This window comes from Paenibacillus sp. J22P169 (genome assembly GCF_059691995.1).
This window is the reverse complement of sequence record NZ_JCAUAO010000012.1, coordinates 134,442-159,582: the sequence shown is the minus strand read 5'-3', so window position 1 is coordinate 159,582 and position 25,141 is coordinate 134,442. Positions and strand designations below refer to the sequence as shown.

Genomic DNA, 25,141 nt, shown 5'->3' with positions numbered 1-25,141 from the left:
AGATTGTGTTACATCCGATATCTGGAAAACCGAAATGGAAAAGGAGCTAAAGCGTGTTTGCGCTAAGCTCCTTTATTTTTTTGCAACTTGGCTGGAAGAGCAGATACGCCCCGTGTAAGCGTAAAAGGTCAAAGATGCAAAAGTACACGCATTTTCGGGGAAAACGGCTAAACATAGCTGAATAAGTGCAAAAGTGCATCCTTTAGGACCGACAATGTACCAAAAGGACGAGTACCGACTGAAATAGTTGCACATTTGCACGCATTTCTGATCAAGAGGTTAATTCGATAAAAAAGGATGCACTTTTGCATTTTGCATGCTTCATAGCTGTATTCACCACACGAAACATGTTACCAAGGGGATCTCCTCCCCTTCTATGTCAACCTTAGGCCTTCGGATGTACCATATCCTCTGGCTTCACGTAGCTGTCGAATTGCTCAGCCGTCAAATAGCCGCTGCGCACGGCTGACTCCTTCAACGTCAGCCCTTCCTTATGCGCTTGCTTCGCAATGCTGGCGGCTTTCTCATACCCGATATACGGGTTGAGCGCCGTGACCAGCATGAGCGATTGCTCCAGATTGCGCTGAATCACCGCGCGATTCGGTTCCATGCCTGCGAGGCAATGGTCGTTGAACGAGCGCATGCTATCCGCCAGCAGTCGCACAGACTGCAGGAAGTTGTGTATGATCACGGGCTTGAACACGTTCAGCTCGAAATTGCCTTGGCTAGCGGCGAAGCCGATGGCCGCATCGTTGCCCATGACCTGGCACACGACCATCGTCATCGCTTCGCTCTGCGTGGGGTTGACCTTGCCCGGCATGATCGAGCTGCCGGGCTCGTTCTCCGGAATCGTGATTTCACCGATTCCGCAGCGGGGACCGCTAGATAGCCAGCGAACATCGTTGGCTATCTTCATTAAGTTCGCCGCCAGCGCCTTAAGCGCGCCGTGGGCGTATACGATCTGATCATGGCTGGTCAGCGCATGATACTTGTTCTCCGCCGTGGCGAAGCGCGTGCCCGTCTCGCGAGTCAGGGCTTCGGCGACGCGGGCGCCGAACTCGGGATGCGCGTTCAGCCCCGTGCCGACGGCGGTCCCGCCGATCGCGAGCTCGCGCATCGTATCTACGGCGCTGCGCACCATGCGCGCCGTCATGTCCAGCATCGCCCACCACCCGCTGATCTCCTGACCCAGCGTCAGCGGGGTCGCGTCCTGCAGGTGGGTGCGGCCGATCTTGACGATGTCAGCGAAGGCTGACATCTTGGTGTACAGCGTTGCTTGCAGCAGCTCCAGCGCAGGCAGCAGCTCTTGCTCTACCGCGATGACGCCAGCAACGTGCATCGCGGTCGGAAACGTATCGTTCGAGCTCTGCGAACGATTCACATCATCGTTGGGATGGATGCGCGGAGCGCCCTCCCCGATCAGCTCGTTACCTCGGTGGGCGATCACCTCGTTGACGTTCATGTTCGACTGCGTGCCGCTGCCCGTCTGCCAGACGACGAGCGGGAACTCGTCGTTCCACCGGCCTTGTACAATTTCATCGGCCGCTTGGGAGATCGCCTCCGCTTTCTCTGGCGGCAATCCGCCGAGGTCACGGTTCACCTGAGCGGCTGCTTTTTTGAGCAGCGCAAAAGCACTAATCAACCTCACCGGCATCCGCTCCGTACCGATTTTGAAATTTTCGAAGCTGCGCTGGGTCTGTGCCCCCCATAACTTATCCACAGGCACTCTGATTTCCCCCATGGTATCACGTTCTATCCGATATTCTTGCGTCATACATACCCTCCTATATCTGTTCATGATCTGCTTCGTCAGGAATAAGTACCCACACTTTAACCACATCTAACAGGCATCGTATAGTTTCCCCCACAATTTGGAGCCTTATGAGTCACAACTGGTTATTCGACAAGAGGTAGCGCTATAATGATGGATATTAGGCCTGTTCATGTCAGGCAATCCGAACGAAGGAGATTACAATTATGGAAACGAAATTAGCCATCATCGTCCGCTCCACCGAAATTGATGTGAACGGTCATGTGAATAATGCCAAATATTTGGAGTACCTCGAATGGGGGCGTGAAGAGTGGTATGAGGCCTGTCAGCTGTCTTACGAGACTTTTGGTGCCCTCGGTATTCAAACGGTGACCGTCAATATTAACATCAATTATCGTAAAGAGTGCAAGCAAGGCGAGCATCTCACGGTGAGCTGCCGCCCTGAGAAGATCGGCAACTCCAGCTATGTGCTGCAGCAAGAGATTCGCAACCAGCAAGGCGAGCTGTGTGCAGATGCGCTTGTGACCAGCGTGACAATGGACAGCACAACGCGCAAAAGCCGGGAGGTCCCGGCGGCATTACGAGCGTATTTCGTTTAGTCGTTCGCCATAAGCGAAGGCCGAGTTAGCGGACAGTGTCCAAGAGGCGGCGCGTTAGGTATAAATTCAGTGAGCTTGCGCATGAAATAGCACGACTCAGGAAAATGATGTTCTAGAAAACGAAGTGTCGATTTCGATAGCAATTGGTCATTACGATATTGAACAACAATTCGCTGCACGAAATCATAGAAGGCTTTCACGGTTCCCAATACTTCCTTAGCGAATTGAATCTCCGCTGGGAAGCCTGGCGGTGTGAAACGGAGATAACCTTGCATTGCGCGATTTTTCACCATGTAGGACGAGAAAAGCGAAGCAAATTTATCCGTTTCAAGGGCGAGTATTTGCTCCACAGGGTCCAGCAGTCCATGTAGCAGCACAGCATGCCCTAGCTGATCCTCAAGCCAGAGATCCAACAATTGGGTCAGTTTCAAAGGTACAGCGGGAACTCCCTGCATCCAGTACGTGAGTTGCCGCAGGTACTCTCTGTTTTCATTAATAGTCCCGTTAAAGTAAGAAGGTGCCAGATTTAGATTAACGCGATTCCACAGCCGCAAATGCTGCATATGCCCTTCCAACCTGCAATAGGCGTCAGCAAGGGGATACACGCTTTTCGCGAAAGCTTGCATATTCGGCGAGTCCGCAGCCTCTAACGGTACCAGCCCTTTCGCTTGGTGAAGTGCATCTTGAAATAGCGGGATGAACTTCTCAGCTTCCTTCCACCATTTGGTTTCCACTGGAGATAAATAATCCCTCAGAAAGTGTGCATGATCTTCCAGCACTTCGAGCCAGAATAAATGCTCTTCCTTCACTGTTATTCGCGCCTCTTGCATCCTGCAAGTCCCTCCTCCGCACGCCTTTCTTTCATTCAAAATGTATGAAAGAGATCGGAGCCATAGACCGCTTCACGGTTTGGAGGCCGATTGATTACTACGGGCTTTTCTGTTTTTTATCCAAAAGACAAAAGGATAGATGAAGAACAAACTCTCGACGAATAGGGCAAAAGTAGCCCAGCTGCTATTGAAATACCCTGCTAACTCTACAGGATTTTTGGCTATAATTAGCGAAAGCAAGACGACAATAGCTGCAAGTGAGAATGTAATAGGTTTGTAATTACTTAACGACAGGGCTTGCGAGCAAAGCAACGTCCCTATCGTAAAAATAATACTTAGCTTGATGAAATAGCCTGTGAACCAAATCGAAACAATTAACGCATCTGTGTTCCGTAGAAAGTCACCTAAATGCAGGAATCCCGTAAGCTCTAGCGCAGGATATACTAGCGTAGCCGCAAGCTTAGGCCCGAAGAAAAACATCATTAACAAGAATTCTACAAGAAGTATGTAAGTGCCCGCCAAGGATCCTATCCAAATGATTCTGCGGGTTGTTTGCTTGGTATTTAACTCCGGTACGATATACGAGAACATAATTAATTCGCCATACCAAGGGATAATGTTATACATTTGAGTCCACATTGCCTTCCAATCATGAATACGAACAAACTCGTACCACATAGGTGTATCCATAGCCGTAAGAAAAAATAATGGCTTGAACACGAACAACACGCCAATGAATAAAAAGCATCCCTGTGCGAATCTGAAAACAGTCGAAACACCGGATTGGGTCAAAGACGCAACGGCAGCCATTACCAGCACAGCAACAGCGGCGGGCGGTGTTTCCCGTAAATAAGTTGGTATGAAGAAGTCAGTAAACTCGCGCAAAATATAAGAGGCCAGATGTAGAAAAAAGAACGACATCAGAAACAGAATACCTTTATGAAGGTACTTGTTTATGAGGGTACCACCGTACTCGCCCAGATAGCTCGAGGGTTGGCGCATAGCAAACCGAAGACTGAGGCTCGCAAGCCCTGTGCCACAGAGCGAGGCAAGTAAGATGCACCATCCGCCATCAAAGGAGGCAGCACCCGCAAGAGGACTGATGAGAAAGGCTATCGTGGTAGAAAATACGAACACAAAGGTCAAAGCCCCCAACTGCAGTCCTGTCACTGTTCCTTGTTGCTTCACCTTGCTACCTCCCTGCATGCCTATCCTTGAATAATGAAGTTTTGAATCGGCTCAAATAGCAAACGAATCGCCTGACTGGGATTTACCCACTCCGGCCAGAAGAAACTGATCGTTCCAAAAACAAACGCGACACCGGTAACCGACAGAGCAAGTCTCCTTTCTTTCGGGCTTGCAGATTGACGCCGAAGCAGCGATATTTGATAGATCAGGATACAACCAATACCTATGGTTAAATACAGCAAGGAATGTGATCTCCTTTCGAATTCAAAGTTTCGCTGAGCGGCTAATGCCCGTGCTTCGTAAGACCACATGAACACGAAATTCCGGATCTATGTGTGTAAACATCATCTCACGGGGACTTCCCGCCCAATCCTGCCACATCCCGGGGTATTTATATTTAACTAATTCGCTCCACTGAAATACGTCCGCCTGATGATCTTGCGCTTTCTCAGTCGCGGATTGAACCAGTTGTCTAATACGATCATTCACTGCCCTCTCCACGATTGTGATATTCTCTGGAGCGTTTAAATCCATATTGGATTCAATGGAAATAAGATCTGCTTTTGCCTGAAGAGATACCTGAATGGTGGCCCTGCTTCCGCTGCGAATCGCTCGCGTCCTATGCTTCACATCAATGAGCCTGGCACTGAAAACACCCTTATTATTCGGGAGGTTCCCGGTAATGATCATCTCAGGGATACGGTTCATCATGAGTAAAATGCCCATCGCTTCTTCATTGGTAAATCTACCTATAACTGCGCCATTTTTCATGATGGCAGCGCCTCCAACCCCCGACCATTTCACCGTCTTGGCTTCTGTCAGCAGCTTAAGATCACGCAAACTTAACTCAGGAATATACGAGTCGCCCAAGTTATTCCATTGGGCATATAATAGTTCTCGGATTCGGATTGGTGGAACTCGCTTTGTATGCGCGGATTCCCGCCAAATTTCAGTTGGGAAACGTTCAAACACAGATTCTAACTTCGCTAGATTCCTGGCGAGGCCATTGAAATAAAACACATAAATAGGCAACCTGAAATCCGTGGCTCGAACCAAATGATCAAACAGGGGGGTCATTCCGGCACGTGCGAAACGATCACCAATCACGATGACTTGCATCTGTCCCCATGTAACCGATCTAGGTAACTCCGCCTGAATATGTTGGAGTGCCTCGGCGACATTCGAGCCTTTGCCTGAAATCGATACGAATGGTTTTTGATTAACACTAGTCGAATTTAGTCCATTCGATATGCGATTTGGCAACATGAAAAGTGTCGAAACTTCCGTCTGCCCATCTTCATTCAAATCAACGAGCATGGTCGATACGAAGGTGCGGTCGTTAAGCTCTTGTTTGGACCAGCATCCCGTTAATCCTGTTGGGACAGCCGTGATAAGCCCCAGCATAACAACGATACGCTTTATATTTCGCAACATTGCAGCCCCTCCCTGATTGATCAAGGTCGTTTCTTGCTAATCCAATTCGTCCAGGGAAATCGCCCAGCGGCATCCCTCATCTGTTCAGACTTATAAGGAATGAACGGAGAAAGATAGGGTGTGCCATAAGACTCCAGGGATAACAAATGAATATAAATAAAAAAGACCCCAATCAATAATCCAAGTAGCCCAAAAATTGCCGAAATGAATAATAGCGTGAATCTCAGGAATCGAATCGTTAAGGTAAGTGAGAAATGCGGCACAACAAAGGAAGAAATCCCAGTGAGGGCAACAATAATCACCATCGGCGCACTCACGATGCCAGCCTGAACAGCCGCTTCCCCAATGACGATGGCTCCGACGATGGAAATCGTCTGTCCCATCGTTGTGGGGATGCGCTGCCCGGCTTCTCGCATAACCTCAAAAGTAACCTCCATAATGAGAGCTTCCAAGATCGCTGGAAAAGGTACAATATCCCTGCTTGCAGCTAATGAAATTAGCATATTGTAAGGGAGCATTTCTGGATGAAAGGTCGTAATCGCCACATAACCCGATGGCAGAATAAGGCTTACGAAGAAAAATACATATCGAAGAACACGGATCCAGCTGCTGTAGAAATACCGCTGATAATAATCTTCTGCCGACTGCATAAACGACAATAAGGTCGCAGGAGCGACCAAATTACTTGGCGTTCCGTCTGTCAGTAACGCCAAGCGTCCTTCAAATAACGAAGAAACCACCACATCGGGTCTCTCTGTATTCAGCATTTTCGGAAATGGAGATATGAGACGTTCGTCTAGTAACTCTTCCAGAAAGCTGCTGTCCGGAACGCGGTCCGTCCGAATCTCCTGAAGCTTGGTTTTAAATTTCTGCGCCATATCAGGATCACATCGTCCATTCATATAGAGCAGAAGGACAATGGTACGTGATTCACTCCCGATAACAAACTGCTCGACGACCAGATTTTCGCTTTTGATGCGCTGACGGATGAGTGACAAGTTCGTCCATACATCTTCTACGAAGGATTCCTTTGGACCCCGAATCGTCTTCTCATTCTCAGATACACTAACTTGTCGCTTAGCTTTTTGAGGAAATGGGAACAAGACGCCAGCCGTCTCACCGGAAATACATAGTAAGACGTACCCGTCCAACAAGCCTTTTAGCGCTTCTTCTGGCGTATGTGAAACGGTATAAGTAGTCGGAAAAAACGTGTAATTCTGAAATATGCTTTGGAGACGCTCGTCACTACGTCCCGGATATGGCTGCAGCAACTTACGCAGTACATGCGTTTGCAGCATCTCCAAATCAATCGCATCCATCATATAGTAAATTGTGCAGATGAAGTCATCTTGCTCAATCCTTTGTGAGACAATATCTAAACGATCTAGCAGCCTCTCGCGGATCCATTGCGTCAATTCCATATACGGGACTTCCTTTTTGGTAGTAGTTTCCTCCAAATTGGATGTAATTATGCATCCCATAGGCGAACTATTGCCAAATTATACATCTGCCTCTCACATACTATCTGTGGATAACTTTTCGCCGATCGGTGTAGGGAGTCCATCCATGCTCGTCATATTTTTCTTCTGCCAATAGGCGTGCAACCCTTCATCGCCTTGCTTCGCTGCCCAATTTTGCAGCGTATTCCGCTCTCCCTCATAGGTGTAAAATGGAACGCTGAAGCCGCAGGACGACTTCACCTCATGAATGTCTACGACCATGATTTGCCTCGCACCTGGCAGTATCTCAAACCTCGGCGCCAGCCGTTCCCACTCCTCGGTGCCGAGCAGAACCACACGTCCTTTGCCATATAGTCTTATGATTTGAGGAGGTCCTTCGATCGCCATGAACATGATCGTAATGCGGCCATTTTCCGCGAGATGTGCGCTGGTTTCATTGCCACTTCCGGTCAAATCCAGATACGCCACTTTATTTGCCGATAGAACCCGCAGTACGTCATGCCCCTTTGGTGAAATGTTGATATGCCCTTCTTCAGATAACGGTGCTGATCCAACGAAAAATATATGTTGCTTAGCGATGAACGCCTCGTGTTCTGGCAGCAGTGCCTCGAATGATTTCCCCATTTTGCCCTCACTCACTTTCCATTTTCTTCTATTATGCACTCAACAACTCTATTTGTGAAATACATAAATGACAACATCTCCATAGGAGTTACCTATAGTCAGCGTGTCTTTGCATCAATCCAATCCTCACCGATGACTTTTACATATTTATGGAATTTACAGGTTAAAGTAAGTGAAAGCGATGATGCAGGAGGGAACACGTGTGAGACAGAGTCCATCGATTGAATCGGCAGAGCCCTATTTCAACCAACTTTTCTCCGAACAAAGCGACTTTCAAACGAAACAGTTGCTCATTGGAGGGACTGTGTTTACGCTGTTTTATTTCGACACCTTGGTCGATCCGTCCCTCATTCAAGATTTTATTCTGAAACCACTGTTTCTCCGTCCTCAGGATGCGATCCGCGAGGTAGTATCAATTCTCGACTATGCAGAAACGGAACAATTGGAGGAAGCGGTACAGGCTATTTTGTACGGTAAAGTCGTACTCTATCAAGGCGGAGACAGCAAGCTTTGCCTGCTCGGGGTGGATTTAAAGAAAGAGCGCTCCATTAATATCCCGACCAACGAACGGGTTTTACGTGGTGCGAACGAAGCCTTCATTGAAAATTTAGATACCAACATCAATCTCATGCGGAAGCTAATTAATTCTGCAGAATTCGTCGTAAGAACATACACGATTGGACGGCTCTCGCGGACCAAGGTCGCTGTCATGTACATCAAGACAATTGCGCAAACAGCGATCGTCGAGGAAATAGACAAAAGGCTTAAAAGCATTGATATTGACTATGTCGAGGCACCAGGATTTATCGATGAACTGATCCGGGAGAAGAAATTCAGCCTATTTCCACAATTGCTCATTACGGAACGTCCAGATCGCGCACGCGCCTATTTAATGGAGGGGAAAGTCGTCATTGGAACAGCAGGGTCACCAGACACGATCATCCTGCCAGTGACGTTCTGGTCTTTCTTCCAAAGTCCTGATGATTACCAAGTAAATTGGCTGATAGGCACTTTTTTTCGGCTTTTGCGCTTAAGCTGCCTTTTCATTTCGATTGGCATGCCTGCCGTTTATGTGGCAGTCAGTGCCTTTAATCCACAACTGCTGCCGATCAATTTCGTTAATACGCTGCAGAGCTCACTGAAATTCGTCACATTCCCGCCAGTACTTGAGGCACTTTCGATGATGTTCATGCTTGAAATATTAAGAGAAGCGACCATTAGGCTTGCGAGTCCCGTTGGCCAAACCATCGGCGTAGTTGGCGGTATTGTCATCGGGACAGTGGTCGTACAGGCTAATTTGGTTTCTAATACCGTCGTTATCATAACTGCTTTAACGGGCTTGGCCTCCTTTGTCCTGCCTTCTTACGAGATGAGCAGTGCAGTTCGCCTGCTAAGCTATCCTGCGCTCCTTCTTTCCTCGTTGTTCGGCCTGTTTGGGCTCGCCTTCTTCTTCATGATGATTTGTATTCATCTGTGCCAAATGACAACGCTAGGGCTCCCGTACTATACGCCGCCCTTCTCCTTTCGTGATACGAAGGATACGCTGTTTCGGGCACCGATTTGGAGCATGCGTAAGCGCCCCATAGGAACGGTTTCGAGCAATCGAATAAGGATACGGAATCCAAGGAGTTGGAAGCGTTGAGAAAGGAACAAAATATCACGGAAAGACAGTTGATCTCGCTTATTGTTATGGTTCAGCTCGGAACCGAAGTATTATCCTTGCCCCATGTAGAAGCTGGAGTTGCAGGCCATGATACATGGCTGGCTGTCTTGCTAGCTGGACTTGCCGCACAAGTAGGCATTATGCTGCTTTGGTGGCTTGGCAGCCGCTACCCAACGCGTAACTTCTATGCCTACATCCCACTTATTGTAGGTAAACCCATTGGAGCCAGTATCAATTTGATGTATGGATGCTATTACACCTTTTCGGGACTCTTGTTGACTTTACTTTATTGCGACATCTTAAAAAGGTGGCTGTTTCCACTCACGCCTAGGTGGATTCTCGTTCTTATGCTTCTCCTTGTGTGCGGCTATGCAGCTATGTCAACGTTGAAACAGCTTGCTAGTATATCGCAAACCTTTATGATCTTCGCTTACATCAGCTTTTTGTTAATCGTATTTAGCGGAATCTACGGTCTTGATGCGAGAAATTTGCTACCGGTTTTGCAAGGTGGCTGGTACCCGATTATGAAAGGTGTGTATCCCGCATTTAGCGCTTATGTTGGGTATGATCTCCTCTTGTATGCCTACCCTTACGTACAGACTAAAAGCAAAAAAAAGCTGTTGCTTTCAATGACACTGGCGAACGCCGCCACAGCCGTGTTTTATATTGCAGTTTGCCTGATCTGCTCAATGAAGTTCAGCTTGAAACAGCTTGAGATTATCCCAGAACCCATCATTTTTATATTAAAAAACTATCATGTTGATATCTTGCAGAGCATTGACATCTTGTTCCTCATCTTCTATGTATGCATTGTATCGGCAACGATCTATGTGTATTTCTTTATGGCTGTCAAAGCATTCCTGCATCTACGCAGCCAGGGCTTAGGTAAGCAGCATGTTTGGGTATGGACGATGGTCGCTCTTTGTCTCCTTGGAGGATTCTTTATGACGAAGCGTAACGACATTTTGCAGATGGGCACGATTCAGGATCACATGTCAATCCTGTTGGTCGTCAGTCTGCCAGTTGTTCTACTTATCATTTCTGGGCTGCGTGGCGCGGGGAGGAACGAGATATGAAGAGAGTGACAGCGGCGCTGCTCCTCTGCTTACTGCTGACAGGATGCTGGGATCAGTCTCAGTTGAAGAAGCTGCTTTTTGTCGATGTAATCGGCGTAGATTTCGAGGGTGACACCAAGCAGCTTAAGGTCAGCTATGTGATTTCCTCGCTTCAGAATGCCAATCAAGGGGGGGGCAATCCGAACAACTTATTCATGGAGTCAACAGGCGATAACATCTATGACGCAGTAAGCAAAATAAACAAAGAATTTCCTGGCATTCTTTCTGTACTGGAAACCCGATTATTTCTAATAAGCACTAGATTCGCTAAAGATCAGCCGCTTAACTATCTGAATATTACCAGCCAATTCATAGCCAATCCGTTATACGGCTACCTTGCGATATATGACGGTGATCTTCCGAAGCTGCTGAATAAGAAGAAAATTAAAGATCAGACCATATCGGAATTTCTGGTAGGTTTATTAGAAGAGGATGAGAAGAGGGGAAAGATCCCTTCAAACAAATTAGTCAAATTTATACTCGGGGGAGCGGGGTTCCTTAACGACTTCGCACTCAATCGGTTCGAGCCTTACGAGAACGGGGTTCGCCTAGCGGGTACCTCCTTGTTTCGAGACGGGACGTATACCGGCATTAATCTGGATGATGAGGATACCCACTTAGCCAATCTGCTGGATGGCACATCGGGCAAAAACCAGCTGATCACGGGTAAATTGGACGGAAATAATTACTCCGTTCAGGTGCAGAACGCCCATCGGGATTTCCATATTAACGATAAGAATGGCAGTCTAAGTGACATTGAAATCTCGTTAAACCTGGATCTTGAATTAATCGAAGCAGGACTTGGCTATAAAAGACATACGCAAGACATGCTCACTGAGCTGGAAAAGCAAATCACAGCTGATATTTCGGCAAAGGCGACAAAAGTGATTGCAACCTTGCAGAAGACGAATTGCGATTACTTACAGCTTGGACATGAGGTGTCAGCCTTTCATCCTAAGCTGTTTGTAGGCATCGACTGGTGGCGCGGGCAATATCCGAAGATCAGTATTACGCCAAAAATAAAGGTCAAGATTCTTAATACAGGTATATTGGAATAACGTCAGCAAAAAACTTGCGTCCTGTTTGCATATTTTTCCTCCATCCGAAGAATACTTAGTTGGTTGAATCCTAGCTTATGCTTACGATGCCAGTTCTCTGGCGAAAACTTGAAGGAGGTGATTGTATCATGTCAACGAACAACAGTAATGACGACGTAGTGAGTCATGCTATTAATGCTGCTCAGGCAAACGCCGAAGACAGCCAATCCCAGCAACAGGTAGAGGAATTGTCTGCTGCGCTGCAAAGCTCAACCAATGCCAGCGAGAACGAGGATACCTCCTCACAGGAATAATTCGCTTCCGTCTCACCGTATAAACCGCATAAAAAGAGCTCTCCCCCCTCGTTTAACGTGAACGCGGGGGAGAGCTCTTTTCTTTTTCGTTTTCATGATAAATCGATGCCGACCGTCGAACCAAACGCCCATCTTTGGAATATGGTGTAGCAAAAAAACGTAGGGATGATGAATCATGAACGACTTAGACTTGGAACACCAACCCGTCAGTATACAAACCTATAAAGTGCTAAAGAGCAAATTAAATCTGTTGTACCCCGCTGTTATTCATATGGACGCCCCTTTGGTCCAGCATAAAATCAATACAACGATTGTCGACGCCGTAAACAAGCAGTTGCATGATCAGGGATACCCGCAAAACCCGTCAACCGATGTGACGGCCTATTACGAAATTAAAACCAACGAACGCCGCGTACTTAGTTTATCTTTGATCAATTATGCTTTTTCGGGCGGAGCTCACGGGCTCACGATCCAAAAATCGTTTACCTTCAGCACGGAAACTGGTAAAAGCTATACGCTGAGCGAGTTATTTAAACCTGGCAGCGATTATGTCGCTAAGCTGAGTGCCATGATTGCAGCCGAAATTAAGGCGCGCGATATTCCATTGTTGGTTGAGTTCAAAGGCATTCGCCCAGACCAGGATTATTACGTTGCGGATAAGTCGCTAGTTGTTTATTTTCAAGTTTATGAGCTAGCTGCTTATGTGTATGGATTCCTCTATTTCCCGATTTCCTTATATGCGCTGCAGGATATCATTGCCGAGGACGGCCCTCTTGGCGCGATGATGTACTAATAATGACTAGATACAGACGATAATCTGTCGGCTGAAATTACCTTTGTTCACCGTACAGCGTGAATCGATATGGAAGCCTGCTTGGGTCAAAAGCGGGTCGATCTGCTCTGTCGTTACGATAACCGCGCGCCACGCTAATCGGCGGGCGGTTATCAGCATGTCCAGCTTCTCAGCCTCTGGCAGGACAGAGCACAGATTGTAGGGCATGTCCAAGATCAGCGCATCGTAGCTGGGCTGATTCTGCTGCACATGCGGAACGAGCGTCCGCATGTCTGCGATCTGGACCACGTCCGGCATGCCGAAGTGGTCTAGATTCACCCGCGCGCCGCGCACGGCCAGCGGGTTGATGTCGTAGCCCACGATGTCGATCCCCATGGACATCGCCTCCACCAGCACCGTGCCGATGCCGCAGCACGGGTCAATGACCCGCGTACCCGCCACCTCGGGCACGGCGATGTTCACCACCGCCCGCGCGAGGCGCGTTCCAAGGGCGGTGGAGTAGTTCTGCGGCTTCTGCTGATGCTGAAGCCACACAGCTTCGCCGTAGCTGCAGTCGCCGAACAACCATCGGCCGCCCAGCTCCGTTACGGCGAACCACTGCTCCGGCTTGCGCATCTCGGCTTTGCCGCGCAGCCTTAGACCTAGTTCGCGCTCGACGCTCCGCTGGCGGTCATAGGTGACCTCCGTGTCCGTCTCCGCGAACACGACCTTGAACGTTGCGCCGCGCACGGTCAACACCTCCACCTGCGAGGCCAATCCCGAAAGGCTGTCGGCCTCGTATAGCACATCCATCCGCAGCTTCAGAAACGGGCTGCGGCTCGGCACTACCTTCCGCGCGCTGACGGCGTAGCGCGCACCTATCATTGCGTCTGCGCCCAGCAACATGCGCAGCTCCAGCTGGCACAAAGCCTGTTCATCCTCATGACAGGCAAATACATATATACTTTTTTGTTCCATGTCGTGTTCCTCATTCATATGCTCCATACCCTCACTCTTTCCTTACGCTAAGCAAACTCCTGAATAACCTGCTTCACGAACGTATCCATCGTTTTACACAAAAACATATCCTTCCGATACACAATGCCCACTTCCTTCTGTGGAATGGGATCGATAATCGGGATCGCGCAGAGCTTCTGCTCACGCATCTGAACCCCCACGCCATCCACATACGATTGAGGCAAAATCGCTCCGCACACATGGTTCTTGGCCATTTGCATGAGGGACTCTAGCGTAGACAGCTCCACGATGGGCTTCCAAGCCAGTCCTATCTGCGCACAGCAATCGTCCATCATTTGGCGAACATAGAACTTTTGCTGCAGCATCGCAATCGGAAATTCGGTCAGTTCAGCCAAGCGAATCTCATCCACCTGCGCGTGGGCAAAAGGATGCTGTGACGAAACGACCAGCTGGAGCTTCTCCTGATATAACGGGATACATTTCAACTGCTCGTCCGCTTCAGGCAAAAACACCACACCTACATCAAGCTCATTACTCAACAGCTTCTCTTTGGTCTCCTCAGTAGCCAGCTCCATGACGGAAAGCTCAATATTGGGATATTTCGCATGAAACGTCATGATGGTCTCCGTCAGCAAATGATTACCGGAACAGCCAATCCGCAGTCGTCCTCTCTGCATCCCTTGCAGCTCATTCATCGCTAACTGCGCCTGCTCCAGCTCATGAAAAATGTTGCGACTGTGCTTGCGCAGAATCTCGCCCGCTTCTGTTACATAAATCTTTTTGCCGATGCGTTGAAAAAGAGGCGATCCCACCCGATCCTCCAACAATCGGATCTGTTGACTGAGTGTAGGCTGGCTGATTCCCAGCTTCTCCGCTGCTTTGGTGAAGTGCAGCTCTTCACACACCGCCAAGAAATAGACTAACAACCGATAATCCACCACGTGCCCTCCGATCATAGTTATTAACTATGATAGTAATTGATAAATCGCAATTGATCAATGATTGCGAATTTCCTATAGTTAAGGGTAAAAGATTAACGGAACCCTCCACATGAAAGGTGGCCTATACGATGTACGGAAGCATCCGCATTGAACCGAATCACAGTGGCAAGACCATGCCTAATCTAGACGAGAATCTTGGGTTTGGGAAGCATTTTACGAATCATATGTTTATGATGGATTACGAAGAAGGCCAAGGCTGGCACGATCCGCGTATCGTTCCTTATGGTCCGATTTCACACGACCCCGCGGCTATGGTTTTTCATTACGGGCAAGCAGTCTTCGAAGGGATGAAAGCTTTCCGTACCGAGAACGATGAGATTGTGTTGTTCCGACCTGATCAGAACGCGAAGCGCTTAAACCGCTCCAGTGAACGTCTCAGCATCCCGCAAATGGATGAGGAATTCGTCGTCCGTGCGATTCAAGAGCTGGTTCGTGTCGATGCTGCATGGGTGCCGAAGAAGAAAGGTTCCTCCTTGTACATCCGTCCATTCATCATTGCCACGGAAGCTGCATTGGGCGTGCGTCCTGCTACACATTATTCCTTCCTTATCATTATGTCGCCAGTCGATGCTTACTATGAGGAAGGCCTGAAGCCGGTTAACATCCTGGTGGAGAGCCACTATGCACGATCCGTTCAAGGCGGGACAGGCGTTGCCAAAGCGGCAGGCAATTACGCGGGCAGCCTGAAGGCGCAGACGCTGGCCAAAGAGCATAACTGTGCACAGGTACTCTGGCTCGACGCGATCGAGAAGAAGTATTTAGAAGAAGTCGGGAGTATGAACGTCTTTTTCAAAATAAGTGGAGAAGTGGTCACACCTAGCCTTAGCGGCAGCATTCTGGAGGGGATCACGCGCGGAAGCATCATCCACCTGTTGAAGGAATGGGGCATCCCCGTATCTGAACGGAAAATTTCAATCGATGATATCGTCAAGGCTCATGCAGACGGGACGCTTGAAGAAGCTTTCGGCACCGGCACCGCTGCGGTCGTATCGCCAATCGGAACACTCTTGTGGAACGGTACACCGATGGTAATTAACCACGGGAACACGGGGGAATTGGTTGAGCAGCTGTACACGACCATCACGGGTATTCAAAGCGGCAAGCTGCCGGACACGTTCGGTTGGCTAACGAAGGTTTAAATCACTTCAAGGCTTAGCGCACTGCGCGCCTCGACATATCAAAAAGACACCCTGCTGGGTGTCTTTTGTATTTTCTGCGGACTATTGATCCGCCTGCTGGCTTGAAAGGGAACGTAGTTCCCTCACCAAATCGGGGTTTGCTTCAAATAGCGTCCTCATGTTCCCTTCCGAATACCTGGAGCCCTACCAGCTACTTCTCCTCGTCCTTCGGTTTCCCCTGTTCCTCCACCACATGTCCATCAATATCGATAATATCCTTGCTGCTCACAACGTCATCGCCGAGGAAATCTCTCAGCTTGTTCTTCGCTTTCCGCCTAACCTCGTCATCGATGCTCTTCGACACGGCTGCCAAGGCAAAGCCCAGCGCACTTAGATCATCCACATAACCAACAATCGGCAGCAAATCTGGCAGTAGATCTAGCGGCAAGATGAGATAACCCAAAGCACCATAGATTTGAACTTTCGCGCGGAGCGGCGTTTTTGGACTATCCAATGCGTAAAATAGCAGCAAACCCGTATAAATCACTTTACTGCCAGCTTTTTTGGCCCCTTTTTTCAACTTGGACCAAAAGCCATCAATTGAGAAATACTTTTCATATTTAGACGCATTCATTTGGCGATCACTCCAATCATTCGCATTTACACTTTATATACCCCTATTTTACACCTATCTCACGTACGAAGTCTCGGTCTCCGCTTACCTCTTATTGTTATGCTCTAATTGATTATAGTTAATCGCATCTGGCAACAATGGTGAGAAACCTCTACCCTAGGTCCAACAAGGTTGTGACCGCGTTAGAGGTAATATTATCACCAAATAGAAAGATGATTGCGGGAACCAAAAACTCATACTTCTATTATGGTACAAAATTGGAGGCGTATGGTTGTGGCAGAAATTAAAGTTCTTGATAATGGTCCCCTGCTTGTGAGTGGCGTTACGCTACTGGATGGCGAAGGAGATTCGATGGAAACGAAAGAACAGATTCATCTGTGTCGTTGCGGACTCTCTTCTAACAAACCTTATTGCAACGGAGCTCACAAAGGAAAATTTGAAAGTCAGGTTCGCGATTAACCTTCATAGCACGCGTACGACCGTTCTATTCTTTCACTAACAAAGGGCTGCTCTCAAGTTGATACTTGAAGAACAGCCCTTTGTTTATTTAGCGTATAGACGATCGCTCGATTGAACCACTGTTCCTGTCGGCAGTTATCGCCTGCATAGCGCGCAATTCATTTTGATCCGTGTACGCTTGCATGTCGAAAGGAAAGCCTACAGAAGCAGGCAGAACCATGTACCAAACGACATACCCCTCGTCAGTCTTTACAATTTTGGCCTCATATTCCCTCTCACCAGTATCAGCCCTCACAACGATATGTGTGATAGACGTGTCTCCTATTTCTCCAAATAGCAGGGAGGTCCCCTTGGGCTTTCCCAAATTGACTGGCATCATCATATAGGAGAGTGCTGAATTGGATGATGCGTCCATTTTATCTCCACCAAAAGCGTATCCCCCGCCGGAAGCCCATTTCCAACCCAGCCAAGTTTTCCGTACCATTTCTACTTGTAGATCTGTCCCATTATGATCTTGCAGCCGTTTGCTGAATTGTAAAACGCCTCCGTGAACAGGCTCTCGAAGAATGGTCTTAAATTTATTTTCAATGGAAGTACCTCGAAATAATCGAATAGCCTCCTCGGATGTTTCTCCGAGTGGAACACGTATGGTCTCTGTTAGTCCCATCGCTTTGGACAGACGCCAATCCGCTATACCTCCTGGCTTTTCTATCACATAGATCGTGGAGTAGGTAAAGATTAGCACGACAAGGAGCACCCCCGTAATCAAAGCATATCGGGGCATCCGCTTAACTGAGATTAGCATTTGCATTCAACCTCCGTTCGATGGTATTCGAGCGCAACATGAGCGTACCGCCCTATTTTACCATTAGTTGGAAGTTCGTGTCACTCTGTTATCCTCACCAAGAACGTTGCACAGATCCGAGTAGCTTCAACTAACTTTTACCCAAGTCCATCCAAAGAATGTCCCTATACAAATAGACGCTCATCCTGTATGGTGTTGAAATTGACATCTTGCAGCAAGAAACGAGGGCTTACTTATGCAATCCATCTGGAATAAACTTACTTCTATTCGGCTACCCTTCTGGGTTATGTTCATGAATACCTTCAGTATGGCTGTCGGATTTTATATGATGATCCCCCTGCTTGCCTCTTATCTATTGAATGACATCCTGCTGACAGTCAGCATGGTTGGGATCATTTCAGCGATTCGCAGCTTCAGCCAGCAAGGGCTTTCCGTTCTTTGCGGTACATTGGCCGACAAGCTTGGATATAAGCGTACGATTCTCATCGGTTTGTTGATCCGCACCTTTGGATTTGGTATGTTCGGCTTTGTCGACAGCATCCCTGGCTTTATCATTGCTTGTTTCTTCTCCGGCTTAGGCGGATCTCTTTTCAACCCAGCAAGCTATGCCTATTATGCGGCACTATCCACTTCGAGTAATCGTATTACCATTTACTCCATTCGAGAAATGTTAAGCAATATGGGCTTCGTTGTAGGTCCCGTCTTAGGTGCTTTACTCATGGGCTTTCATTTCAAATACGTCAGTTTGGCGGCTACGCTGATATTCGCATTCTCCTTTTTCTTTAGTCTCTTCTTCTTGCCGACTATCCAGAGTGAGCAATCTCGCAAGGCCTATACGGGCATCTTATCACAAATGAAAACCGTACTTAGCAATCGTCCTTTTCGACGTTTTATGATCTTCACGATGATCTCGTGGTCCCTTGTCACTCAGTTATATATTGCGGTTCCGTTCCGAGTCCATCAGCTTGCTAGCGATGCGAATATCGGGCTCATCTACAGCTGTGGCGCCATTGTCATGGTCCTGCTGCAGGTTCCACTGTCCAAATTAGGCAACAATAAGCTGCAGCCTTTTGGCGTGATGTCGCTAGGTACCTTACTGCTTGCTGGGGGCTTATTTACAATGGGCATGATGGGTTCCATGTGGGGAATCTATGCGGGGGTTATCGCCTTCATGATTGGACAAGTATTTCTACAGCCCATGATGAATACCATGGTTTCCGACTATGCTGGGGATGAGCAAATTGCGAGCTATTTTGGTTTTAACAGCTTTGCTCTCTCCATCGGAGCTATCATCGGAAACGTAGGCGGCGGCTATTTGTATGATCTGGGCAACTACCTTGGCTGGCAGGGCCTTCCTTGGGTCTGTTTCTTAGTGTTTGGACTTCTGAATATGATGTTTATGCTCAAAGAGCAAAGGACGACGTCGGCTGCAGGACGATCCATTCGTAGTGCCGTTTAAAAGATTAGACATTGATACGCTGTTTTATTCGCTAGCTCTAACTATCTGATAAGTAACGGCTAGAACGCCGTTACTGTAACCTCTGGAGTCGATCAACTTGAGGTTCTTTGGCTCCTCGATCCCATCGAAGAGACGCATGCCAGATCCAGCTACAACCGGGCAAATGTTGAGGTTAAGCTCATCCAGCAGTCCTTCGCGCAGCAATGATCTCACGAGTGTCGGGCTGCCTGGGACCTGAATATTCAGTCCTGGCTGCTGTTTGAGCTTCGTAATTTCGTCTGCGAAATTACCACGTACTAGCGTCGCTGGTTGCCAATCCAGCGTATTGAGCTTCCCCGAAACCACATATTTCGGCGAATTGTTTAAGAATTTCGCCATGGGCACATCATTGCTTTGATGCTTCCAAAATCCCGCCAAAAACTCATACGTCTGCGGCCCCAAGAGTACTGCATCTGCTTTCGCCACGCCTTCCGCGATGCGCGCCATGATTTCTGCATTGCCCCATTTCTTGGGCGAGTTCTCTGGCGAGTCGATGACCCCATCTAGTGACATGAATAGTCCTGCTACGATCTTTCTCATCGTGTATTTGCTCCTTCTTGTTCTTCTTTATCCGATTGAGCGTTTTCATTGCTCCATGAAAAGGTTTATTATTTATGTGTAAACTTGCTTTGGAGGCGATTATCGATGATGAACAGCACTCCCACAAGGAGTCGAAAAGGTATCAATTATGACATCGGAACGTTTACAAGAGGCCAAGAAGCCCCCTCATCCCGTGAGGTGTTCGATCCCGTTATTGTACAGCGGGAAATGAGCATCATCAAAAACGATTTGCATTGCACAGCAATCCGGATTTCCGGTCAAGATATCGTAAGGCTCACTCTGGCTAGCGAATTTGCTTTGCGAGCTGGGCTGGAAGTATGGTTCTCTCCTTCTTACATTGATGCCGATGAAGAAGAAACATTAGCCTACTTCACCCAATGCGCTAAAGAAGCCGAAACATTACGGCTACATTCCCCACACCTACTATTCGTCGTTGGATGCGAATTATCATTTTTCATGAAAGGATTACTTGATGGGCAAACGGCCTTCGACCGCATTCAAACGATGATGAAGCCATGGCGACTGTTGTTCAGCACGTTGAAGAAAGGCTCTTTCCATAAGCGATTAAATGCATTTCTTGCCCGAGCAACGTCTGCGGTACGGGAACACTTCCACGGGCAGCTTACTTACGCATCCGGATCTTGGGAGAATGTGAATTGGGAGCATTTCGATTTCGTCGGTATCGATTATTATCGTGAGAAATTCAACAAAAGATTCTACCGCGAGAAGCTTAGAAAATATAAATCACACGGGAAACCCTTGGTGGTGCTTGAGTTCGGCAGCTGTACCTACCAAGGCGCTGGAGATAAGGGGGGATACGGCTGGGCCATTGTTGATCGGCAAGCAACTCCCCCTCAGCTGAAGGGAAATGTGGTTCGTGATGAAGATGAGCAAGTCACATATATGCGTGAGCTTTTGGATATCTTCGCTGAGGAACAAGTAGACGGCGCGTTTTGGTTTACTTTTGTCATGACCACTTATCCGTTTCACGACAACCCCTTGTATAACTTGGACACAGCTAGCTATAGCTTGGTGCAAAGCTACTCGGATCAAGATGGAGCGACCTATCCCGACATGCCTTGGGAGCCCAAAAAGTCGTTCTACGCATTAGCCGAGTATTATGGAAAGTCCACAGAGCCATTCGCCTGATGGTGCCGGAATCCCGGAGTCGTACCTACCATATGGGCCGCCTCCGGTCATTAGAACGCTTAGAAGCTCCCCGAAATATGAGTTCGCATACAATTGCCCATTGCACTCTATATCACGTCGTGATATACTCATCTCATGATGTATCACGACGTGATACAACGAGACATGATACAACATATCCTGATATAAGAAAAAGGAGAGTTTATGGATAGCGAGAAGCTCTACCGTCAGTACTTACCGATGTCTGAAACCGCCTATTACATTCTGCTTTCCCTGACGGAGGTCCGGCACGGTTACGGCATTATTCAGTTTGTTGAGGAGCTGACGCAAGGTCGAATTCACTTAGGTCCTGGAACGATTTATGGCAGCTTATCACGGATGGAGAAGGATCGTTTGATTCAGGCTGTAGCTGAAGAAGAGCGTCGTAAGCTCTACCGCATCACCCCATCTGGTAAAGAGCTGCTCAAGCTGGAGATCGCCAGAATTACGGAGTTATACGAAAATGCGAAGAAAGTAGAGGGATCTTTGTATGAATGAGATCAAAAAGGTGTTTAAATGGTGGGACAGCTCACAATCAGAGACGATTACGGCATGGTTGGAGGAAATGGAAGCGCAAGGCTGGCATTTACTTCGTGTGAACTGGAATGGTCTGCGTTTCCATTTTCAAAAAGGCGCTCCCCGTAAGATGAGCTATTGCGTCGATTACCAAACGAGGGTCGATGCGAATTATGTAGGTATTTTCGAGGATACAGGTTGGGATAAAATTTACAGCGGCGCAGGCTGGTATATCTGGAGACAAACGTATCAGCATACAAAGCCTGAAATTTTCACTGATATTGACTCCATGATCGAGCGGAATAAACGGCTCATCGGTGTATTTACGGCGGTAACTGCCGCACAAATTCCTGTTTTCATGATCAACATACACAATAAGATCTTTTATCCCTTGCTGATCCTCTATGTGCCAGTCCTTGTCTTGCTGGGCATTAGTCTATACCGTTTAGTTGAAGCCAATAAAAAACTTCAAGCCAAAAAGGACATTCTATGATTCGCTAGCCGGCTAGCTGAATGTCCTTTATGTACCCTGCATCTTCGCTACTTCACCCTACTGCTCCACGCTCTCTTAACAACTTCATCACCGCAGTGTGTCCTTGCTCTTGAGCTAGATCTATCGCATAGACACCGTCTTCCGACTTTGCATGAATATCCGCACCATGATCGAGCAATAGCGCAATGATCGCTGTACTGTCCTTATGGAAAGCAGCCACATGTAAACTCGTATGCCCATTGCTATCCATAATTGTCGGCTTCGCTCGGTGAGCAAGCAGCAGTTGTATGACCTCTAGACTCCGCTCGCCAGCAATAGCCGCGTGCAGTGCCGTATTCGACGGAATGTAGCTAACTTTAGAATGCGATACGGCATTCACATCAGCACCATTTTCCAAAAGCAGCTTAACCACTTCGCTCTGACCGAAATGTGCTGCAAATCCCAATAGGGTAAGGCCATCGCTGTTCTCGGCATTGGCAAGCGAAAGATCCGTGTCCAGCAAATCCTTGACTCGGTTCACGTCGCCGGTGTGTGCTGCTGTAAATATGTCGTTAATCATGTAGGGGTGGCCTCCTCTAACTTGTATGCTATTTCAATTCGGCGAAAATCTAGAAATTTCCTTTCTCCCCCTATGAAATAATTCCTACCTCCGCCAATTACAAAGAAAACCCACAGCAACATCACCGCAGGCCTTCCATGTTATTGGTTATTCGCCGTTAGTCCTAGGCTAAGCGACCAATATACATCAATTCTTTCGTTTCGGTATGATCCTCAGTGCCATCAATAATCCGCTGCACATCATGTAGCGTTTCCTGCAATGAAACAGTCACGCCAGCTGCGCCTGTCATCGCTTCAGCAACATACAAAGGCTGTGTGAGATAGGCCTCCAGGCGTTCCCCGCGCCCATAGGTTTGTACTTCAGCAGCTGGCAGACCCTCTAAGCCATGAGCGTGTACTAAGAAGCGCAATTCCTTATAGCGGCGAAGCAGCTTCTTCGCCTTTTGGGCGACGGATAGATGAAGTGCATCTGTGTAGGACCCCTCGATAATTTCGGAGGTGGACAGCACTGGATTCACTGCTGGGTAAATGTGCCTGGCTGCTAAGTCCGCATCAAATTGCCACAACGTTTCGAGCGGCCCATAAGGCAAATCCTCATCGACTGCTTCACCTTTCAGATCAACGAGCAACGTAGTCAGGGACTGCACACCTGCATCCTGAAGTCGCTCCTGCAGCTGATAGAGCTCATTGCTGAGCACATGCGAGCGGTCCGCAGCAAGAATGATATCACGCGTAGCACCAAGCCCACTCAACTGCTGGAAGGCTTCCTCTACGCTGCCGCAAATGACATCCACATCACCTGTGACATCTTCGATTTCGGGGTGCTCCCCTTCAGGGGTAAGAAGAATGGTTGCGTAGCCTTGTTTCTTCAGCAGATGTAAGAGCTCTGCAAGAATAACTAATTGCCCCATTCTCGGACGGGCGACTAGCCCTGTTGTGCCTCCTTTAGCTAATGGTGCGAACAGATCTAAGGTCTTAATGCCGGTTTCGATCATCTCGAATCTCTCCCCAACTAGAATAAGTTCATCCAAGCTACAATTCGCCAAGGAAGCCAATGCGACAAGTGTTCGGACCTCTGCGCGGCCAATGGGTATTTTCCCCGTACACAGATTTGAAACTGTCGCAGGACGTAACCCAACCGCCCGAGCAGCACTCGTCAAATTAGGAACACGCCCACGAAGCAATGGTACATTCAGTCGAATATCATCCATAGACTCAACCTCCTTACTTCTAAGAGTAATATAAATTACTTTCAAATGCAATATAAATTACTTTTAAAATCAAAATAATTACTCCACAGAGTAAATCTTATCCGGATATATTATCTTTTCTTCGGCCGATTTCGCACTTCATGCAAATAAGCACGAACATTCCGTTCTTCCGAGTAAACGTATTCGAAGTTCAAATACTCAGCTACCTCTTGCGCGGTATGACTAAACAGGTCACACATCTTAAAGAGCGAATGCCAAATGTGTTCGTAATCGGCATCCGTATAAGTTGCTTGGAACGCTTGCCATTCGTCAGCAGTCAGGTGGTTTGGCATGTATTTGCCGCATTTGCCAGCACTCATCGTGAAATCAGAACGCATCCCAATCTTCCACTCGATCATCTGAATCAGAACATTGCGGTTGATCTGCTCGTACATAAACATGACATAGGTCAACTCTTCGCGCCAAAGCCCCTTCGCCATATTCAAGCAGATCCACCAGAACTCATTGCATGCCCCTTGAAAATGTTTCTCCGTTGGTCTGCGAATATGGTAGTCTTTGTCGCTAGAGACAGGAAACTGGCCTATTACCCCGTCTTTATCCAAAAGCAGAACGCTTAAGCTGTCAGGCTTCATTAACTGCTGGCGCTGCGCTAGAGGGATTAATGTGAGATCGATCCGATTCCCATCTTGGAATTGCATAAGATACACGAGGCGCTCCGTTGGTGGTGTCGGATACATCTCGTTATCATCCGGCATCTGCATGATAAGCCGCACTCCGAACCGATCGATCCAACCAGGGTCCGAACGGAAAGAGCTTGTTTCCTGTACGAAATAGACGATATCGTAATCCTGAAAATCATCCCGTGGCACGTTCGGATTCGTACGTGATCCGTTCATCATAACAGCGCGGATGCGCTCGTCATGTCTTGCTGTATCTAGTATTAAGGCCATCATTTCTTGTTCGCTTCGCATACTTACCTCCTAGATTAACGTGGTTTCCGTTCTAAGTTGCCTGCCTATCACCGACTACAAACAAGGACTAACTGTAAAAAGTACAGTTAATTCTGTGGTATCCCGCTGCTTTGAGCAAATAACTGGATTTCCTGTAGTTAATTTAGCGTCATTTCCCAAATTGCCTATATGAGGGGGAGTTTAACAGGAAGTATTCCATCTAATTGGCGGTATTCAGGAAATTGAGCTAATTTAGCTGGAGTTTTTCCAGTTAGTTAGTCGGACGCGCGTCGCATTTACCATAAAACCCCAATATATCACAAAAGTGCAGCTGAGGCTCATTCTGTTCGAGAGTACCACAGAC

At 47.8% G+C, this 25,141-nt stretch carries 27 protein-coding genes; 12 read left to right on the top strand and 15 right to left on the bottom strand.

From position 1 onward, the window contains the following. Positions 1–385 precede the first annotated feature (385 nt). Positions 386–1,774 carry a class II fumarate hydratase gene (gene fumC, locus AC58QG_RS32490; protein ID WP_497366154.1) on the bottom strand — a complete coding sequence of 463 codons (1,389 nt, stop codon included), beginning with the start codon at positions 1,772–1,774 and terminating at the stop codon, positions 386–388. A gap of 203 nt (positions 1,775–1,977) precedes the next feature. Between fumC and AC58QG_RS32485 the strand changes: the two genes are divergently transcribed. Further along, complete coding sequence (locus AC58QG_RS32485) at positions 1,978–2,370, top strand: acyl-CoA thioesterase (RefSeq protein ID WP_497366153.1); 393 nt, start codon at positions 1,978–1,980, stop codon at positions 2,368–2,370. Here the strand turns inward: AC58QG_RS32485 and AC58QG_RS32480 are convergent. From AC58QG_RS32480 to AC58QG_RS32455, 6 genes are all read right to left on the bottom strand, one after another. After that, on the bottom strand, positions 2,367–3,200 hold the full coding sequence (locus tag AC58QG_RS32480) for a DUF2935 domain-containing protein (RefSeq protein WP_497366152.1): 834 nt from the start codon (positions 3,198–3,200) through the stop codon (positions 2,367–2,369). The genes AC58QG_RS32485 and AC58QG_RS32480 overlap by 4 nt on opposite strands. A gap of 72 nt (positions 3,201–3,272) precedes the next feature. After that, positions 3,273–4,388, bottom strand: coding sequence for a GerAB/ArcD/ProY family transporter (locus AC58QG_RS32475; RefSeq protein ID WP_497366151.1), 1,116 nt, complete (start codon positions 4,386–4,388; stop codon positions 3,273–3,275). A 20-nt stretch (positions 4,389–4,408) separates the two neighbouring features. Further along, the gene (locus AC58QG_RS32470; protein WP_497366150.1) at positions 4,409–4,630 is read right to left on the bottom strand and encodes a hypothetical protein; all 222 of its coding nucleotides are present in this window, start codon (positions 4,628–4,630) and stop codon (positions 4,409–4,411) included. A 22-nt stretch (positions 4,631–4,652) separates the two neighbouring features. Next, positions 4,653–5,822 (bottom strand): Ger(x)C family spore germination protein, encoded by a 1,170-nt coding sequence (locus AC58QG_RS32465; protein ID WP_497366149.1) that lies wholly within the window; start codon positions 5,820–5,822, stop codon positions 4,653–4,655. 20 nt (positions 5,823–5,842) lie between these two features. After that, positions 5,843–7,243, bottom strand: coding sequence for a spore germination protein (locus tag AC58QG_RS32460; RefSeq protein ID WP_497366148.1), 1,401 nt, complete (start codon positions 7,241–7,243; stop codon positions 5,843–5,845). A gap of 93 nt (positions 7,244–7,336) precedes the next feature. Then, entirely contained in the window at positions 7,337–7,906 is a 570-nt protein-coding gene (locus AC58QG_RS32455) for a pyridoxamine 5'-phosphate oxidase family protein (protein WP_497366147.1), read from the bottom strand. Positions 7,907–8,108: 202 nt separating this feature from the next. On the opposite strand from AC58QG_RS32455, the gene AC58QG_RS32450 reads away from it, so the two are divergent. From AC58QG_RS32450 to AC58QG_RS32430, 5 genes are all read left to right on the top strand, one after another. Beyond that, a complete protein-coding gene (locus AC58QG_RS32450) occupies positions 8,109–9,548 on the top strand; it encodes a spore germination protein (protein WP_497366146.1) in 1,440 nt (479 codons plus the stop codon). Next, a complete protein-coding gene (locus AC58QG_RS32445) occupies positions 9,545–10,645 on the top strand; it encodes a GerAB/ArcD/ProY family transporter (RefSeq protein WP_497366145.1) in 1,101 nt (366 codons plus the stop codon). The genes AC58QG_RS32450 and AC58QG_RS32445 overlap by 4 nt, the downstream gene beginning before the upstream one ends. Beyond that, entirely contained in the window at positions 10,642–11,742 is a 1,101-nt protein-coding gene (locus AC58QG_RS32440; protein WP_497366144.1) for a Ger(x)C family spore germination protein, read from the top strand. Before AC58QG_RS32445 ends, AC58QG_RS32440 begins: the two co-directional genes overlap by 4 nt. A 128-nt stretch (positions 11,743–11,870) precedes the next feature. Further along, positions 11,871–12,035, top strand: coding sequence for a hypothetical protein (locus tag AC58QG_RS32435; RefSeq protein ID WP_497366143.1), 165 nt, complete (start codon positions 11,871–11,873; stop codon positions 12,033–12,035). 175 nt (positions 12,036–12,210) lie between these two features. Next, a complete protein-coding gene (locus tag AC58QG_RS32430; protein WP_497366142.1) occupies positions 12,211–12,828 on the top strand; it encodes a DUF3298 and DUF4163 domain-containing protein in 618 nt (205 codons plus the stop codon). 6 nt (positions 12,829–12,834) lie between these two features. On the opposite strand, the gene AC58QG_RS32425 is transcribed toward AC58QG_RS32430, so the two are convergent. Both AC58QG_RS32425 and AC58QG_RS32420 read right to left on the bottom strand, forming a co-directional pair. Then, entirely contained in the window at positions 12,835–13,785 is a 951-nt protein-coding gene (locus tag AC58QG_RS32425) for a TRM11 family SAM-dependent methyltransferase (protein ID WP_497366141.1), read from the bottom strand. A 47-nt stretch (positions 13,786–13,832) separates the two neighbouring features. Continuing rightward, positions 13,833–14,723, bottom strand: coding sequence for a LysR family transcriptional regulator (locus AC58QG_RS32420; protein WP_497366140.1), 891 nt, complete (start codon positions 14,721–14,723; stop codon positions 13,833–13,835). A gap of 131 nt (positions 14,724–14,854) precedes the next feature. Between AC58QG_RS32420 and AC58QG_RS32415 the strand changes: the two genes are divergently transcribed. Then, positions 14,855–15,925, top strand: a complete 1,071-nt coding sequence (locus tag AC58QG_RS32415; RefSeq protein WP_497366139.1) for a branched-chain amino acid aminotransferase — start codon at positions 14,855–14,857, stop codon at positions 15,923–15,925. 190 nt (positions 15,926–16,115) lie between these two features. Here AC58QG_RS32415 and AC58QG_RS32410 read toward each other — a convergent pair whose 3' ends face one another. After that, a complete protein-coding gene (locus AC58QG_RS32410; RefSeq protein WP_497366138.1) occupies positions 16,116–16,538 on the bottom strand; it encodes a YkvA family protein in 423 nt (140 codons plus the stop codon). Between the two features lie 267 nt (positions 16,539–16,805). Between AC58QG_RS32410 and AC58QG_RS32405 the strand changes: the two genes are divergently transcribed. After that, positions 16,806–16,997, top strand: a complete 192-nt coding sequence (locus AC58QG_RS32405; protein ID WP_497366137.1) for a CDGSH iron-sulfur domain-containing protein — start codon at positions 16,806–16,808, stop codon at positions 16,995–16,997. An 88-nt stretch (positions 16,998–17,085) separates the two neighbouring features. Here AC58QG_RS32405 and AC58QG_RS32400 read toward each other — a convergent pair whose 3' ends face one another. Then, positions 17,086–17,802 carry a hypothetical protein gene (locus tag AC58QG_RS32400; protein ID WP_497366136.1) on the bottom strand — a complete coding sequence of 239 codons (717 nt, stop codon included), beginning with the start codon at positions 17,800–17,802 and terminating at the stop codon, positions 17,086–17,088. Between the two features lie 235 nt (positions 17,803–18,037). Between AC58QG_RS32400 and AC58QG_RS32395 the strand changes: the two genes are divergently transcribed. After that, positions 18,038–19,261 carry an MDR family MFS transporter gene (locus tag AC58QG_RS32395; protein WP_497366135.1) on the top strand — a complete coding sequence of 408 codons (1,224 nt, stop codon included), beginning with the start codon at positions 18,038–18,040 and terminating at the stop codon, positions 19,259–19,261. Between the two features lie 24 nt (positions 19,262–19,285). Here AC58QG_RS32395 and AC58QG_RS32390 read toward each other — a convergent pair whose 3' ends face one another. Next, positions 19,286–19,840 carry a dihydrofolate reductase family protein gene (locus AC58QG_RS32390; RefSeq protein WP_497366134.1) on the bottom strand — a complete coding sequence of 185 codons (555 nt, stop codon included), beginning with the start codon at positions 19,838–19,840 and terminating at the stop codon, positions 19,286–19,288. Positions 19,841–19,945: 105 nt separating this feature from the next. On the opposite strand from AC58QG_RS32390, the gene AC58QG_RS32385 reads away from it, so the two are divergent. From AC58QG_RS32385 to AC58QG_RS32375, 3 genes are all read left to right on the top strand, one after another. Then, positions 19,946–21,010, top strand: a complete 1,065-nt coding sequence (locus AC58QG_RS32385) for a glycoside hydrolase family 113 protein (RefSeq protein ID WP_497366133.1) — start codon at positions 19,946–19,948, stop codon at positions 21,008–21,010. A 204-nt stretch (positions 21,011–21,214) separates the two neighbouring features. After that, positions 21,215–21,547 (top strand): PadR family transcriptional regulator, encoded by a 333-nt coding sequence (locus tag AC58QG_RS32380; RefSeq protein ID WP_497270453.1) that lies wholly within the window; start codon positions 21,215–21,217, stop codon positions 21,545–21,547. After that, entirely contained in the window at positions 21,540–22,058 is a 519-nt protein-coding gene (locus AC58QG_RS32375) for a DUF2812 domain-containing protein (RefSeq protein WP_497366132.1), read from the top strand. Before AC58QG_RS32380 ends, AC58QG_RS32375 begins: the two co-directional genes overlap by 8 nt. Positions 22,059–22,110: 52 nt before the next feature. On the opposite strand, the gene AC58QG_RS32370 is transcribed toward AC58QG_RS32375, so the two are convergent. The 3 genes from AC58QG_RS32370 to AC58QG_RS32360 all read right to left on the bottom strand — a co-directional run bounded on the left by AC58QG_RS32370 (position 22,111) and on the right by AC58QG_RS32360 (position 24,798). Continuing rightward, positions 22,111–22,617, bottom strand: coding sequence for an ankyrin repeat domain-containing protein (locus AC58QG_RS32370; protein ID WP_497366131.1), 507 nt, complete (start codon positions 22,615–22,617; stop codon positions 22,111–22,113). Positions 22,618–22,780: 163 nt separating this feature from the next. Beyond that, on the bottom strand, positions 22,781–23,827 hold the full coding sequence (locus AC58QG_RS32365) for a P-loop NTPase family protein (RefSeq protein WP_497366130.1): 1,047 nt from the start codon (positions 23,825–23,827) through the stop codon (positions 22,781–22,783). A 110-nt stretch (positions 23,828–23,937) separates the two neighbouring features. Beyond that, a complete protein-coding gene (locus AC58QG_RS32360) occupies positions 23,938–24,798 on the bottom strand; it encodes an aminoglycoside 6-adenylyltransferase (RefSeq protein WP_497366129.1) in 861 nt (286 codons plus the stop codon). Positions 24,799–25,141 lie beyond the last annotated feature (343 nt).